General features: G+C 41.2%; 13 protein-coding genes and 2 pseudogenes. 5 read left to right on the top strand and 10 right to left on the bottom strand.

Annotated elements, in window-relative coordinates; all coding sequences use genetic code 11:
- Position 1: 1 nt before the first annotated feature.
- The 7 genes from GXP75_RS14670 to cgeC form a co-directional block, all read right to left on the bottom strand.
- On the bottom strand, positions 2-655 hold the full coding sequence (locus GXP75_RS14670; RefSeq protein WP_242557085.1) for a 3-oxoacid CoA-transferase subunit B: 654 nt from the start codon (positions 653-655) through the stop codon (positions 2-4).
- Complete coding sequence (locus tag GXP75_RS14665; RefSeq protein ID WP_010788963.1) at positions 640-1329, bottom strand: CoA transferase subunit A; 690 nt, start codon at positions 1327-1329, stop codon at positions 640-642. The genes GXP75_RS14670 and GXP75_RS14665 overlap by 16 nt, the downstream gene beginning before the upstream one ends.
- Complete coding sequence (locus GXP75_RS14660; RefSeq protein ID WP_242557084.1) at positions 1313-2674, bottom strand: aspartate aminotransferase family protein; 1362 nt, start codon at positions 2672-2674, stop codon at positions 1313-1315. The genes GXP75_RS14665 and GXP75_RS14660 overlap by 17 nt, the downstream gene beginning before the upstream one ends.
- A 145-nt stretch (positions 2675-2819) precedes the next feature.
- The gene (locus GXP75_RS21630; RefSeq protein WP_061573062.1) at positions 2820-2948 is read right to left on the bottom strand and encodes a YjcZ family sporulation protein; all 129 of its coding nucleotides are present in this window, start codon (positions 2946-2948) and stop codon (positions 2820-2822) included.
- A gap of 78 nt (positions 2949-3026) precedes the next feature.
- On the bottom strand, positions 3027-3806 hold the full coding sequence (locus GXP75_RS21625) for a GNAT family N-acetyltransferase (protein WP_396022470.1): 780 nt from the start codon (positions 3804-3806) through the stop codon (positions 3027-3029).
- A 37-nt stretch (positions 3807-3843) separates the two neighbouring features.
- Positions 3844-5124 carry a glycosyltransferase family 2 protein gene (locus GXP75_RS14645; RefSeq protein ID WP_242557083.1) on the bottom strand — a complete coding sequence of 427 codons (1281 nt, stop codon included), beginning with the start codon at positions 5122-5124 and terminating at the stop codon, positions 3844-3846.
- Positions 5125-5178: 54 nt separating this feature from the next.
- Positions 5179-5484, bottom strand: coding sequence for a spore maturation protein CgeC (cgeC, locus tag GXP75_RS14640; protein ID WP_010788966.1), 306 nt, complete (start codon positions 5482-5484; stop codon positions 5179-5181).
- Between the two features lie 209 nt (positions 5485-5693).
- On the opposite strand from cgeC, the gene GXP75_RS14635 reads away from it, so the two are divergent.
- Together GXP75_RS14635 and GXP75_RS14630 are read left to right on the top strand one after the other, a co-directional pair.
- Positions 5694-6113: a hypothetical protein gene (locus GXP75_RS14635; protein WP_239814740.1), complete on the top strand. Its 420-nt coding sequence runs from the start codon at positions 5694-5696 to the stop codon at positions 6111-6113.
- Between the two features lie 8 nt (positions 6114-6121).
- Positions 6122-7072: a CgeB family protein gene (locus GXP75_RS14630; protein WP_242557082.1), complete on the top strand. Its 951-nt coding sequence runs from the start codon at positions 6122-6124 to the stop codon at positions 7070-7072.
- A gap of 85 nt (positions 7073-7157) precedes the next feature.
- Here the strand turns inward: GXP75_RS14630 and GXP75_RS14625 are convergent, their stop codons facing one another.
- Entirely contained in the window at positions 7158-8315 is a 1158-nt protein-coding gene (locus GXP75_RS14625; RefSeq protein ID WP_242557081.1) for a phytase, read from the bottom strand.
- A gap of 111 nt (positions 8316-8426) precedes the next feature.
- Here GXP75_RS14625 and GXP75_RS14620 point away from each other — a divergent pair.
- Positions 8427-8699: pseudogene (locus GXP75_RS14620) on the top strand (tyrosine-type recombinase/integrase); the annotation flags it as partial.
- A gap of 218 nt (positions 8700-8917) precedes the next feature.
- A complete protein-coding gene (alr, locus tag GXP75_RS14615) occupies positions 8918-10099 on the top strand; it encodes an alanine racemase (protein WP_214918893.1) in 1182 nt (393 codons plus the stop codon).
- A 160-nt stretch (positions 10100-10259) separates the two neighbouring features.
- On the opposite strand, the pseudogene GXP75_RS14610 reads toward alr, so the two are convergent.
- A pseudogene (locus GXP75_RS14610) lies at positions 10260-10348 on the bottom strand (hypothetical protein); the annotation flags it as partial.
- A gap of 721 nt (positions 10349-11069) precedes the next feature.
- Here GXP75_RS14610 and amyE point away from each other — a divergent pair.
- Complete coding sequence (amyE, locus tag GXP75_RS14605; protein ID WP_242557080.1) at positions 11070-13070, top strand: alpha-amylase; 2001 nt, start codon at positions 11070-11072, stop codon at positions 13068-13070.
- Between the two features lie 769 nt (positions 13071-13839).
- Here amyE and GXP75_RS14600 read toward each other — a convergent pair.
- Positions 13840-14457 (bottom strand): lytic polysaccharide monooxygenase auxiliary activity family 9 protein, encoded by a 618-nt coding sequence (locus GXP75_RS14600; RefSeq protein ID WP_242557079.1) that lies wholly within the window; start codon positions 14455-14457, stop codon positions 13840-13842.
- Positions 14458-15228: the final 771 nt, after the last annotated feature.

Here is a 15228-nt window from a genome sequence, read left to right as displayed (position 1 = left end):
TTTAAGAAAAAGGTACGTCTATCTTGAGTTCGGCAGCGGTCAGCTCAATGACTTCTTCTGCTGTCACGCCATTCATAAGCTCTTTTAATACAAATTGGCGTTGTTCTACAGCAATTACCGCCTTATCGGTAATAATGAGATCGACACAGCCCGCAGCGGTCAGCGGCAATGTGCACTTTTCCACTAATTTCGGTTTCCCTTGATGATCTGTATGGCTCATGACGACCACTACTTTTTTCGCTTTTTGCGCAAGCTCCATGGCACCTCCCATGCCGGGTACTTTTTTCCCCGGAACGAGCCAATTAGCCAGATCACCATGCCGGCTGACTTGCAAAGACCCTAAAATGGTAATATCTATGGCGCCTTTTCTGATCATGGCAAAGGACAGGCAAGTATCGAAATAAGACGCTCCTTTTACAGCGCTGACAGGGTAGCCTGCGGCGTTGCAAAGGTTTTTGTCTTCCTGCCCCTTCTCCGGACTTCCGCCAATGCCGAGGACTCCATTTTCGGCCTGAAGCATCACCTTCGTGTCAGACGGCAAAAAATTCGGCACTAATGACGGAATGCCGATGCCCAGGTTCACCGTCATCCCTGATGTGATTTCACAAGCAGCACGCCTTGCTATCAGCTCTCTCTCTTTTATTCCCAAGCCCATCTCCAGTTCACCCCTCCGCTTTTCACGACGCCCTCCACGAAAATCCCCGGTGTGATTATCATCTCTTCGGCAAGCTCTCCTGCCGGCACAATGCGGTCCGCTTCGGCAAATGTTCTCTCGGCAGCCATCGCCATAAGCGGATTCATATTGCGGGCTGTTTTGTCATAGGTCAAATTGCCGAATTCGTCTGCAGTATGCGCGCAGATAAAAGCAAAATCAGCCGTTAACGCTTCTTCGATTAAATACGGCTTTCCATTGAGAGACACGGTTTCTTTTTGCGCACAAATCATTTGATTATCTATTCCGATGTCAGTCAAAATGCCGCCAAGACCGGAGCCTCCCGCTCGAATCCGTTCTGCCAGCGTGCCTTGCGGAGAAAACTTCACCTCTAATGTTCCGTCGGTCATCTGCTGTCCCGCTATCGGATTTGATCCGATATGTGACGCAATTAAGGTTTTTACTCTTTTGTTTACAATGAGAGGGCCGATTCCTATTTGCGGAAATCCGGCGTCATTACAAATAACCGTTAAATCCTTCACACCTTTCTCTAGTATTCCTTCAATAAGTGACGGCGGTGACCCGACGCCGCCAAATCCGCCGAACATCAGCACGGATTCATCCTGTACGTCTGCAAGTGCCGTTTCAATATCCATCTTTTTATCTAATGAAGCCATTTGTTTTCCAATCCCTTTTAAGTTTTTTTTCTACTTCTAAGACGGCGTCTGAAAAGAGATCCGTAAGCTCTGCCATCTCAGCGGAAGAAATCGTAAATGGCGGAGCGATGATCACGGCGTCTCCTTCACCGCTGTCGATGCCCGGCTTGGCGGGATATATAATCAGCCCGCGTTTTTTTGCCGCGCTAATGATGTGCTGCCCCACTGACAGCTCTGGCGGGAATGTCTGCTTTGTCTTTTTGTTTGCGACAAATTCAACCCCCAATAGCAACCCTTTTCCGCGTACATCGCCGATCATGTCACTTTGGTTCATGAGATCGGTCAGCTTTTTCTTCAGTACTTCGCCTTTTTTCTCTGATTTTTTTAAGAGATCATGTTTTTCCACATACTTTAATACTTCAAGCGCCGCTCTGGCTGAATAGGGATTGGCGCTATACGTATGCCCGCTCATAATCACGCCGGAGCCTTTTTTAATGGTATCCATAACCGGATCAGAAACAACAGCCGCTGCAATCGGTGCGTAACCGGCACTCATCCCCTTCCCCAAAACCGCAATATCAGGAACGGTATTCCAATGCTCGGCGGCTAGCATTTTGCCTGTTCTGCCAAGCCCCGTCATCACCTCGTCCGCTATAAACAGCAAACCATTTTTCAGGCACACGCTTTGAAGCGCTTCATAATACCCTGCGGGAGGTGTAATGGCGGCTCCCGCGGCGCCGATAATTGGCTCCGCCACAAACCCGGCAATAAACCGGCTGCCAACTCGTTTAATGGCTGTGTCCAGTTCTTGAGCGGCAGCCTGGACGAAATCCTCCTCCTTCATATCCGGGCTGGAGCGATACAGATTAGGTGCCGATATCGCCGGGTAACGCTCAATCATTTGAGTAAACCGGTATCTTCTTTCATAAAACCCCGATAATGAAAGCGCTCCCAAAGTTATTCCGTGGTAACTGCTCCATCTCGACAAAAAGATGGATTTTTGCCATTGCTGTTTTTCCTGCCAATACTGAATGGCAATTTTCATTGCTGTTTCGATCGCTTCAGACCCGCTGTTTACAAAAAAAGACCAATTCAAATGACCCGGAAGCTGGTTCGCCAATAACCTCGCCAAGTCTTCAGCAGGCTCACTTGTGAATTGTGATCGGTAAACAAATGAAACGGTATCAAGCTGTTCCTTCAACAAATCAGTGATATCCTTTACGCCGTGACCGATATTGCATGTCACCGCGCCGGATGAGCCATCGAGGTATTTTTTTCCGGATTGATCATATAGGTATGAACCTGCTGCACGGCTGACAACCGGATAATCTGCCTCAAGCTCAGGCTTAATCAGATAGCTCTTCATAACTTCTCCCCCTCACCTCGGAGCCCCCTTTTACTCCATTGTATGAGTGTAAGAATGAAGGCATTCTTACCGCGTAAAAACTTTTTTCGCCCATACAAAAAAAGGCCTCCCCTGTCAGGAAGACCCTTTGTCACGATATATGCTCCTAGCAAATAAACGCGGCACCAACGATGATTAATAAAATAAATAAAACGACAATCAATACAAACGTATTTTTCCCGCAGCCGAACCCGCCATAACTGTAACCATGATCATAACAGCCGTAACTGTGCATCAAGTATCAATCCTTTCTTATCACGATATACGGCATTCTATGCGGGCCAAGTCCCAAATGGTTTGTGCATTTGCCCAGTTATGTAAGGAAATAATGAAATACAGTATGCATCCGCTGATATTTTTCAAATCGGAGCTTTTCATAAAAATGGCCGGCCCCGTCAAGACTTGATGTAACAAGATAGGCAGAATGCATGCCAAAGGCTTTTGCAGCGGAAAGCATCTCCCCAATCAAAATGGTGCCGTACCCTTTTCTTTGAAACTGATCCAAAATGGCGACCTCTTCAATTTTTGCCGTTTTTTCTTTTGGATTGATAAACAGCTCTCCGCAGCCAATCGGTATTTTTTGTGTTGAATCGCTGTAACAAACAACGAGCAAAATCTTCCCTGATTGGTAAAAAGGATATTTCCGCTGTAATTTTTTTTCTGCAATTGCTTCGCTTATATAGAGAGAGTCATAAATTTTCATAATAGAAGAGCCGTCCGCAAGGCTTTTTTTCGTCCCCCAGCCTGTCAGCGGATGCCCGGCCCGTTTGCCCCAATGATTAAGCTGAATGCTGTAGAATAATTCATCTTCAACCACAAAACCGCTTTTTACAAGTGATTGCTTCAAAACAAGCGGAAAGGTATGCTGCGGCGAAGCCTTCAGATGAATATAATTGGTATTTAACAAGCCGGATACTGAAGGCAGAAATGAAAGCAAGCTGTTTAACGGAAACGAAGCGTGCAGCTGTACAAAATTATGCGAAAAAATTTGCGGAAGATCAGGGTCACTATAAACACTGTATTGCTCAAATGGTTTGAATACAGAAGCTAATGATAAATATTGTTTTTCTGTTTTCGAATAATGTTCTGTCATGAATGTCTCCTTCATCCTCAACATACGGCTGACTGATTTAGTCAATTTTGATCCTTAATTTCTTTATAATCTCATCGTACAACGGACGAAACGGCTTTCCAATTGGAAATTGTTTGATTTTACAGAAAGAAATGGCGATTGGCTTCTGATGTAAGAAGAATCTTTTTGCGACTTTAGTGTCTATTGGATGGAACTTGCCGTTTAAAAATAAGAACAGCTCGCGGCCGATCAGAAACAGCCTGCGTCCAGGAGGATTAATCATCAAGCCTGATCTCCTTTGGCTGATCGGTTGACCGTCGGGCACCGACTCCAGCTCGTCTTGGTGAACAGCCAAAATATCTTTTCTTTTGAATTGGTAGAAGTGAAATGCAAACTGGTTCTCTATACGTCTTTTTCTTCCTCCTTCTATATAAAATACATCAGGCTGATCCGGCGCTTTGACGAGCAAATAATTCGGAATATGAACGCTTTTTCCTATTTGGTATTGAAACAAATACGGGTCGGGAATAATGACAGTCCTCCCCGAATAAACGGATTGCCATCTTTCCCCGACGGGATGCCGGGTATCTTGATCAAGCACGTACACCTTTTGGTCAGTTCCCTTCACAAAAGACCCGTCAATTAAAACATCGGGAAGACACTGGTTCGCATTTTGAAAAGAATCAGGTGTTTTATAGGTTGTGTCCAATACTTCATTTATCGGCATAAAAGGAACAAATGTGTTCAATCTGCTCCAAAAAATTGAATCTCCGTGATTCCAATGCATGACATGATCGTCCCAATAGCTCCCATATTGAAGTTTGACTTTTTCAAGCAATTCTCTCCTGTGCATTACAGAGCAATGGTCCACTTGAAACGCGGCATTATCCAGCACCCCCGGCGCCTGCCTGTAAAAATGAAAAGCTTCCTCTCCACGCTCGTTTATATGAACGACCTGTTGCATTGAATAAACCGCTTGCGCTACCGGGTCATGCCGGAACACCTGCAGCATACGGCTGAGCCTTTCTTGATGATAGATCGTATCATCGGTCAGATAGGATACATAATCCCCGGTAATGAAAGAAAGCGCATGATTAATTAATGTGGCATATCTGGCTGTTTTCATCCGCTCGGAGTGCTGAATAAAACTGTTATAATACTGAATGCGCGTATCATGTAAGTACGTTTGAATGACAGCAGAGGTTTCTTCATTTGAATGATCATCCATTATAAAAAGCTCCCAATCAGCGTGAGTTTGATTGACCACACTTTCAATTGCTTTTTGTAAATAAGAGGGTTTGTTATAACTTGTTAAAATGATTGAAACTTTCTCCCCCATCTCCCATCCTCCTATCAAAAACAGCTCCGTAAAAACGGAGCCTTGGCCTCAATGTTAAAATGCACCCCAGCTTACAATACTTGAGAGTGCCACGTTTGATCTGGTGTTATTCAGTGGATTTTGAAACACTGCCAAATCGCTCAGCACTTCTTTCACAATAACGTTTTGCAGAGTGTCTCCATTGATAAGATTCACTCTTGAAACCGGGATTCCGAGTTCTTTCGCTAGAACAAGCTGCTTCCGAAGGTCTGAAACCGGTTCAGACGGATCTGTCTGACGTAATAACAAAATCAGTAAAAGCAGGACAACATATAATTCCTTTTCAAATTCCTCACCGTTCACAATTGCTTCCGAATCCAAAAAATCTCTCTCCTTCATGCTTGTAATCTTTATCAGCATATGGAAAAAGCGAACATACGCATAGGCTATAACAGCCTCTTTTAAAAATCAGCGATTTGATTAAATATGAAAAATACGCTTGATAACGGCGTTCGTCTCATGCCAATTCACAGGCAGCGGAATATGAATAAGCGTGAGTTCTAAAAAGATAAAAGGAGGTGTATGTGTAAATGAGCAATGAATTTCTGCAGTTGAAAAAGGATCTCATTAAAAGTTTATTGATCCCCTTTTTTAATAATGGAACGACAACTGAAAGTGGAGGAGATAACGTGGAAAACAAAATTAAAGAATTATTAGAAGCAGCGGTAGACAATAAAGTAGATGCGGCTGCTGAAGCAGAAGCCGCAAGCGATGTATCAGCTTTGGATACGTCCTTACCGGCCAGATGGATTTTTGCTAGAATTACACCGGGAACTGTAATCAGCATTGTGATGGATTCAGGAGACATGATCGGACCTGTTCAATTTGTTGCATTTGACCAAATCCACGGCATTGTATATGTCACGCAAGAAGCTTCCGTCACTCCGACTGGTTCAGCCACTACATTGCTTGATGTAGATAAAGTAGAAAGCGTTACGTTCACTACGTAATCCCTTTTATGAACGTCTTATATATCCGTTCAGGATATAAGGGGATATACAGCTATTTTGACCGCTGGATTGAAGAAGGTTTTCTACATTCTCCCATGAGGCTCCTTTCTTCACTTGATCTTGATGCGCAATCAGCCCGCAGCATCAAATCATTCCAGCCGGATTTTGCTGTCATTATGGTCGGAGATAGAGTCCCTTCTGAATGGCTGACCTGGTTAAAGATTGAGGGTATTCCCATGTATGTCTGGCTTACAGAAGACCCTTTTTATACAGATATCAGCCTGCAAGTCATACCGCATGCAGATGTGATATTGACCATTGACCAAAATTCAGCCGATGTTTACCGGGAATTAGGCTGCCCCCACGTTTATTATATGCCCATTCCCACAAACCAGCGGCTTTTCAAAAAACTCAATACGGATACTTCCTGCCATTCTAACCTGCTGCTTATCGGCTATCCTTATCCTAACCGGGTTCAGCTTATCAAGGAGACAGCGAATCTTCCGGTCACCATACGGTTGATCGGCAAGGAGTGGCGAAAATATCTTCATAAAAAAACAATCAAACAGTCAAATGTGGATATTATCGACCAATGGATCAGCCCTGAAAAGGCGGTTCATTATTATAACAGCTCGGACATTGTCATTAATCCGCACAGGCCGTACCATTTTGCGCTCAATAAAAACCAGAAGCGCATTCAAAATATCAGCTTAAATAACCGAAGCTTTGACATTGCAGCTTGTGAAGCGTTTCAGCTCGTAGATCTTCCTGCGGCAAGTCCCTTTTCATCCTTTGTTTCTTATCATGGAATAAACGATTTTAAGCGTAAAGCAGCATATTATCTGGAGCACCCTGAAGAACGAAAAAAAGCTGCGGCACTGAATTATAAAGAGACAATTCCCGCCAATACGTTTGATGAGCTTCCGGCTAAACTCTCACACATTCATTTAAATTGTTAAAAAATCGTTCATTATTCAATGAACGATTTTTTCCTTTGTATGTTTTATAGAAAAACAGCTTGGCTTGTCACTGCTTTTTGCCGCCTTATGTTCCAGACCTGTCCTTCAGCCTTCTTGGATCAGCCTGTTTTTTCACATCCAGTGCAGCACCAATCGGTTTAGCAATCCTTTCCCACGGTACAATTTTGAAATTTTGATTCACCGCCTGTCCGTTTTCAATATTTTTTCCGTCCTGAGCGATAAAAATTCCGTATGGATATTTAGCGCCCAAACCGAAGCCGATAACATCAATCCCATCCGTATCACTTGTACCGTCAATCTTTTCTCCATCCGCAATTTCAAAATTCGCGATATATTTATTGCTGCCCTGGCGCTCATAGATCGCATAACTATTGTTTCCCTGACTTGACGCCATGAGGTATCCTTTTCCGTCCGGAGCATAATAAATGGTCAGGCCCTCAATATCAGACGTTAAGTGCCTTCCATCGGCCTGATCAATTATGCTGCCCTGAGTTCCGCCGTTAGGCTCTGCGCTAAATTTCCAAATGGCAGCGTCTTCCTCCGCTATGTATATATGGCCGTATTCATCATCAGCCGCGACCCCTTCAGTTTGCGAATTCAATTTGAATTGGCGAACTTTTTTGCCTGTCACATAGCCCTTTCCATTATCAGCGATTTCATATTGTTCAAATTCTCCCTGTTTTCCCGTTACCAATGCGTAAAATTTCCCTGTTTTTTGACTGTGATACAAACTAAATCCATATACCTCGGCAATGCCAGCAGTAATGGGGTTTTTTGGATCGGTGATACTTTTCAATTCACCCTTTTCGCCGTCAAATGAATATATTTCGATTGAATTTTTTCCGTCTGTTCGATTGGAGGCGGCTGCAATGTCTGCTTTTTTACCGTTCAATGGAAAATCATAGCGCAAATCCACATTATTTAGTTTGCCAAATTGATAGGAATTGATTTCTTTGCCATCTAAATCATAGACAACTAAGCCTGCTTTCTTATTTGTCGTGATCAGCTTGCTTTTCTCCGGACGCTTCTCATTTACCCAAATGGCCGGATCATCTGCTGCGTCATCACCGGAAGCAACAGGCTCCGTCTCTGCACTTGCCTTGACTGTAAAATGGTTGTTATGGGAAGGAACCTGTTTCGCCGCCAAAGGTGCCGAGAATGATAATGACGTGAGTAATAAACCGGCAGCAGCAGTCATAAGGTATGCTTTTGGCTGTTTCAATGATAACTCCTCCTATGATAATTTATAGCTAATTTTACAATACTAGTAACCTTTTTTTGTGAGATAAATGTAATTTTTCTGTAAAATATCTTTTGGCAGCATGTACACGACGGGAAAGGAAAAGGCGAAGGAAAGTCTTTGGGATATATGATCAATATGGAGGCTCTTGAAGATCTGTAGCTTTGGCATAAAAAACGCGGTTATGATCATGAGTACCTCTTCACTACTCAACATGGCGGACAAGCAAAACAAATGTCAAAATCATGGGCAGACTATTTTTGTTCAGATGTACTACCTGATATCCTCAGCCTCCGTATCAATCCTCACCTCTATAAAGCCTCATGTATCACTTATTTGCTCGAAGTAAAGAAAATCAAAATTGAACCTAATCAGCTAGTATGCAAAAAATGAATTAAAAACGAAAGTACTGTTAACTTCGGCCGTGGGTTAGCATCTTCTCGTTAGATCAAAAGTTTGTTGTTGAATGAATTCAGTTAAAGTTGAATAAAATTAGATTGAAGGTATCCAACCATTAATGTTACAGAATTTATTTAACGGCTATATGCTGTTTGTACTATTCCATAAGAAGGAAGGAAGCGTTGATGACAAAGCTTTGCCGAGAAGTTTGGATCGAAGTCAATCTTGATGCCATAAAAAAAAATTTGCGGGCAATACGCCATCATATACCAAAAAAAAGCAAAATTATGGCTGTCGTAAAAGCGAATGCTTATGGTCATGGATCTGTAGAAGTGGCGCGCCATGCACTGGAACACGGGGCGAGTGAGCTCGCTGTTGCCAGCGTGGAGGAAGGAATCGTTTTACGAAAAGCGGGGATTACAGCACCTATTCTTGTACTTGGTTTTACCGCTCTTAGCTGTGTAAAAAAGTCAGCAGTTTGGAATATAACATTATCAGCGTTTCAAGTCAGTTGGATCAAAAAAGCGAATCGGATATTGGAAAAAGAAGCAGGCTCTGAACGGCTGGCAATTCATATTATTGTGGATACCGGAATGGGTCGGTTAGGTGTACGCACAGAAGAAGACCTTTTAGCAGTAGTGAAAGCGGTCAGGTCGAGTAAATACCTGTCATGGGAAGGTATCTTTACACATTTTTCAACAGCGGATGAAGAAGACACCACACTAACTAAGCTGCAGCACGATAAATTTATCAGTTTTCTCCGCTTTTTAAAAAATCAAGACATTGAGCTGCCCACCGTGCATATGAGCAACACCGCTGCGGCTATCGCTTTTCCTGAATTTAGTGCTGATATGATTCGTTTAGGTATAGGGTTATATGGTTTATATCCTTCAGCATATATAAAACAACTAAACCTCGTTAAGCTTACACCTGTATTAAGTTTAAAGGCGCGTATAGCTTATGTGAAAACCATGGTGACAGAACCCCGAACCATTAGCTATGGTGCTACATATATCGCAGAACCCGACGAAGTCATTGCTACACTCCCGATCGGCTATGCTGACGGTTATTCCCGTGCACTTTCCAATCGCGGATTTGTTCTTCATCGCGGAAGACGAGTGCCGGTGGTGGGAAGAGTGACAATGGATATGATCATGGTTAGTTTAGGAGAGAGTGAAGGCAAACAAGGAGAGGAAGTTGTGATCTACGGCCACCAAAAGGGAGCTGAGATTCCCGTTGATGAAGTTGCTGAAATGCTTAATACGATTAACTATGAAGTGGTGTCTACATTAAGCCGCCGCATCCCTCGTTTTTATATAAGAGATGGCGAGATTTTTAAGGTATCAACTCCAGTCATGTACGTGTAGATTTTTATTTGCATTGTTATGCGGAGTTATTTTTGCAGATGTACATTTTAGATCCCTCTTTTATGCAGAATCAGGATTCCTCAACTGAGGGACTTTGCTTACGTATTTAACACAAAAATCACTTTGTTCTAAATAAAGAAACAAAGTGATTTTATTATTACTAGCTATTAGGCAAGTCTACTTTTGCAGGTGTGCTCGTCCAAGCTTACCCATTTTCTTTTTATGAGCTTTATCTTCAAAAAATTCAATGACTGTTGTTGGAAGCTTCGCAGCAGGTGGAATCGGTGCCCTAGTCGGGAGATTGTTATCTAATAAAACTGAAACTAAACACTTTAAGAAAATTGATGTAAAATTAAAGCTCGAATACTTCTCTGCTCCTATTTTAAGATTTGATTTTCTCCCCAGTAAAACTAAAGTTTGATTAGAAAATGTAAAAGGATTTGAACAAGGTGATCAAAAAGTTAAAGAAGCTTTAACGAATGTTGAAGTTTGGCAAAGGAACATGGAAATAGCAATACGTAAAGCAAGTAAAGTCGCTCAATAATGAGTGGCTTTTTTTATTTGTTTTAGAATCACCGATATTGTTCCGTGTTTGAATGTTGTCCATATGGATTTAGATCAAATGGTTGCATCATTGAAAATGGCTTCGGAACTGCAGATCTGTTTAAATTTTCTGTCTTTTTTTAGAACTAATCACTGATCCAAGAACTTAAGAAGTAAATGACAGTGACCAAGCCTTGGACTTATAAACCTCCCAAAAATAGAAATGAAGATAAAAGGAACATTGTTTAAAACACTCTATCAAATTGTTTTGATAGAAATAATATGATAACTTGATATGTAAGTGATTAACAAAATTATCCAGTCTTCACATTCGTTTGAAAGGAGGAAGTGGAAGGATTGAGTAAGAGGGATTTCTGACTCCGCAGTAAGTCTTCAGAAATGAAAAATGAAATAAGGAGTGTCCAGAATGATTAAAAAACTATTAAATACCTCTTTACTGCCGTTATTCGCTGGATTATTATTGCTGTTTCATTTGATTCTGGCAGGTCCGGTGGCTGTAAATGCAGAGACCGCGAACCAATCAAATGAGCATACAACGCCATCAATAAAGAGCGGGACCATTCTTCATGCTTGGAATTGGTCGTTCAACACTTTAAAAAATAATATGAAGGATATCCATGATGCAGGATATACTGCCATTCAGACGTCTCCTATTAATCAAGTAAAGGAAGGAAATAATGGAGATAAAAGCATGGGGAACTGGTACTGGCTTTACCAGCCGACCTCTTACCAGATTGGCAACAGTTACTTGGGTTCCGAGGAAGAGTTTAAAGAAATGTGTGCGACGGCTGAAGAATATGGTGTGAAGGTTATTGTCGATGCCGTCATCAATCACACAACCAGTGACTATGCTGCGATTTCAAATGAAATTAAAAGCATTTCAAATTGGACGCATGGCAACACACAAATTAAAAATTGGTCTGATCGAAGGGATGTCACACAGAATTCATTGCTGGGGCTTTATGATTGGAATACGCAGAATACACAAGTACAGTCATATCTAAAAAATTTCCTGGAAAGAGTATTGGATGACGGTGCCGACGGATTTAGGTATGATGCGGCCAAACATATAGAGCTTCCGGATGACAGTGATTTTGGCAGTCATTTTTGGCCGAATATCACAGATACATCTGCAGAATTCCAATATGGAGAAATATTACAAGACAGTACCTCCAGAGATGCTGCATATGCGAATTATATGAATGTCACAGCATCAAACTATGGGCATTCCATAAGATCTGCTTTAAAGAATCGCAATTTTAGCGCAGCGAATATCTCCAATTATGCATCTGATGTGTATGCGGACGATTTGGTCACATGGGTGGAATCGCATGATACGTATGCCAATGATGATGAAGAATCAACATGGATGAGCGATGATGATATTCGTTTAGGCTGGGCGGTTATTGCTTCTCGTTCAGGGAGTACACCTCTTTTTTTCTCCAGACCTGAGGGCGGCGGAAATGGAGTAAGATTCCCTGGAAAAAGTCAAATAGGTGATCGCGGCAGTGCTCTATTTAAAGATAAAGCCATCGAAGCGGTCAATACATTTCATAATGTAATGAGTGGACAGCCTGAGAAACTCTCTAACCCGGATGGAAACAATCAGATATTCATGAATCAGCGCGGCTCTGATGGCGTAGTTTTGGCAAATGCATCTTCATCATCAGTTACCATTCATACTTCAACGGATTTACCTGATGGCAACTATGATAATAAAGCCGGGGATGGTTCGTTTAAAGTAGCGGATGGCAAACTGACAGGTATGATCAGCGGCAGATCTGTGGTTGTTCTTTATCATGACGATACTGCAAATGCACCTAATGTCTTCCTCGAGAACTATAAAACAGGTGTAACACATTCATTCTATAATGATCAACTGACGGTAACTTTGCGTGCAGATGCTAAAACAACAAACGCTGCTTATCAAATAAATAATGGTCATGAGACAGAGTTTAAGGATGGAGCTCAATTAACGATCGGAAAAGGAGATCCATTCAACACAACATACAAAATCACTTTAACAGGAACGAACAGTGAGGGAGTAACCAGGACAAAAGAATACATTTTTATAAAAACTGACCCATCTTCGGCGAAAATAATTGGTTATCAAAACCCAAATAATTGGAGTCAAGTTAATGCATATGTATACATGGAGAATGGTGGTCAGGCAATAGAATTAACCGGATTTTGGCCAGGAAAAGCAATGGCTAAGAATTCAGATGGAATTTACACTCTGACGTTACCCGCGGATACCGATACAAAAAACACCAAAGTGATTTTTAATAATGGCAACACCCAAGTACCGGGACAGAATCAACCTGGCTTTGATTATGTACAAAATGGTTTATATAATGACTCTGGCTTAAATGGTTCTCTGCCTCATTTAGTCCGGATGTTCCGTTAACATCAATCAGCCTAAGTGAAGGATCGCTTACTTTGTCTGTTGGCGATAATCATCAAGAAAAACGAGACTACCGGCAATAAAGAGGAAATATGGGTGAGTTAGATAAATCTGTGCTGTCGTAAATGATAAAGGAGTTAAAGCGGGGACAGCGACAATTTACAGATGCCGGCAGAGGCGATATGCAGCTATTACCTTTGAAAAGCCTATCAGTTGGGCAGCAACGTATGTTTTGCATTTACAATAAGGTAAACACAGATGACCAAACTAGGAGGAAATAAATACCTTCACTGATGAATCATCAACTTCAGCCTAAAATGCCAGACAGCTATGGCTTCGTCAGTGAAGGCATATACAATTGAGATTAACCTGTTATATAAGCCTACTCGAGGTTATTAATATATATTCAGCATCTCATTTGCTCTGATCTTTTGGAGGTGGGACTCTGTGCTCGAACAAAACAATGTTAAGACAGCAGCTAAGTGCTCCATCCTCCCATCCCCCACTTTAAACAAAGGATGAACTTTCCATAGCTAATACATTCGAGTTCTTAAAAGCAGCATAAAAAAGGCGCCCTTAAAAGAAGGACGTCTTACTCTATTTATTCAAGCTTAATATGTTTCTATATAAGCTGAGAGAATGTGAAAATTATATTCTGCACTCCACTATAATTCTTCCTTCACTATCATTTTCAATTTCACTTAATACAATAATTCGATCCTGCTTTTTCATGTCTCTCCCCCCCCTTTAATTATCAAATGTTATCATATAATCATTTTATGTTTACATCAATTACGTTATAAAAGGCATTAGAAGTATCCGCAACATCCCACACACCTAGAATAACATGATAACCACTGCGATCAGTTGGTACATAAATCTTATGAGAAAGATTATTATCAGCCTTTGAACCATCGTGATCTACAGTTCCAATTAATTCAAACTCATCTCTTGTTAAAGGTTTATTTGGATTCCAGCCTTTCTTGGTTATATAATAGTGCCACTTTGATGTTGCGTGAGGAGCAGTATAGTGCCAAGTAAAGGTGTTTAGGCCCCCATGTATGTTTTGTTTTACCCAATAATCTGCAGTCTGCCTGTCTAATCCAAAGTCAATTTGACCCGAGCCTCCATTTGCTGATGCAATTTTCCCATCTGGTGGACCCGCAGATGGAAACCCTTTTGGTCCTTCTACCGATTGAGGACTATCAATTACGGAACCATATTTTTGTGCAGCTGCCGTCCAACCAATTATTTGTTTTTCTAATGATCCCATGTACGCTCTGCTAGCAGGTTCTTTTATATACCCGTGTGCAGATACATCACCTGCAAATAAAGCACCGCCAACACCTAGAACAGCAGTTAGAACAACGCCTCTGATAAAACCCTTCATTGTCAACATTCCTCCCTTTATTGTAAAATTTTTCTCTATTCTATTATACAATTCATTACGTGTGGACTGTCAACGTAACTAAAGGTGTGTAATTTTGCATTCCACCTGAACATAAATAATCTCTCTTAGGTCCCGTGAATACCTAGGAGTTGAACACCAATGCACATAGTCTGCAGACTCTCTATGCAACAACTCTTCTAAACTATCGAAAAGACATACAAACTCTGTCTTTATGATTATAAATGTTGCTTCGTTACTGCTTCTATGTATAGGCGTTTTCTCATGATTATCCATCAATGATACAGCTCATTGCCATATTTTTAGCATTCTCGATATTGCTGAATTTGAATCGATCAAGATGCTTTTCCATTTTTAGCTCTTATAAACAGAGTCAAAGAATCCGTAAAGCCTAAATATGTTTTTTAGGATCATTTATGCCTTTCATCTTTGATTAAAAGACATGTTTTATCTAAATGTTAAAAGGATGTATTTTTACATATTTGGATCTAGGATTTTCTTTTATTCCCCAAAGGATTTCATCAATATCTAATTGCTAAAGCATTTATCTATTCCTTTCCTTTCAAATTCATCCGCTAATTCTAAAACATCTTTCTTCCATCTGATGATTTTTTACCCTTTGTAGTTGCACAATTTTTAATTGAAGTTATGGAGCATTCCCCGAGAATGCTTTTTATCTTGTCTAAAATTAAAAGGATAATCCTACAACAATAACAAAATGATCTGTATCAATATTTTTTTATTGTAAAACGA

The organism is Bacillus sp. HU-1818 (assembly GCF_022695965.1).
Classification (GTDB): Bacteria; Bacillota; Bacilli; order Bacillales; family Bacillaceae; genus Bacillus; species Bacillus atrophaeus.
This window is presented reverse-complemented; position numbering and strand designations above follow the sequence as displayed.